Source organism: Variovorax sp. 10L426 (assembly GCF_056395305.1).
The window spans coordinates 1-635 of the sequence record NZ_JBFTJF010000057.1 but is presented as its reverse complement, the minus strand read 5'-3'; the positions used below and the strand labels follow the sequence as shown (position 1 = coordinate 635).

The 635-nt window shown below is 68.8% G+C and carries 1 protein-coding gene; it reads right to left on the bottom strand.

What is annotated here, in order from left to right; translation table 11 throughout:
• Positions 1-635, bottom strand: a 635-nt coding sequence (locus tag AC1DHL_RS29675) for an alpha-amylase family glycosyl hydrolase (protein ID WP_478164321.1), incomplete at both ends; no start/stop codon positions are given.

Genomic DNA, 635 nt, shown 5'->3' with positions numbered 1-635 from the left:
GGATGTGCTCGCCATCGAACTCGCGCAGATAGGCCAGCACCTTGCGGTTGCCGGGGAACAGGAAGCGCAGCGTGCCGCGCCCGAAGGCGTGATGCTGCCGGCGCAGGGCCAGCATGCGGCGCATCCAGTTCAGCAGCGAGTGCGGGTCGCGGTTCTGGGCTTCGACGTTGACGGCCTCGTAGCCGTACAGCGGCCCCTGCAGCGGCGGCAGCACCAGCCGCTCGGGGTCGGCGTGGGAGAAGCCGCCATTGCGGTCCGGCGACCACTGCATCGGCGTGCGCACGCCATCGCGGTCGCCGAGGTGGATGTTGTCGCCCATGCCGATCTCGTCGCCGTAGTAGATCACCGGCGTGCCGGGCATCGAGAACAGCAGGCTATTCATCAGCTCGATGCGGCGGCGGTCGCGCTCCATCAGCGGCGCCAGCCGGCGGCGGATGCCGAGGTTGATGCGCGCGCGGCGGTCGGAGGCGTAGACCTCCCACAGGTAGTCCCGCTCGCTGCTGGTGACCATCTCCAGCGTCAGTTCGTCGTGGTTGCGCAGGAAGATCGCCCACTGGCAGTTCGGCGGCACCTCGGGGGTCTGCCGCATGATGTCGGTGATCGGGAAGCGGTCTTCCCGGGCGATGGCCATGTAC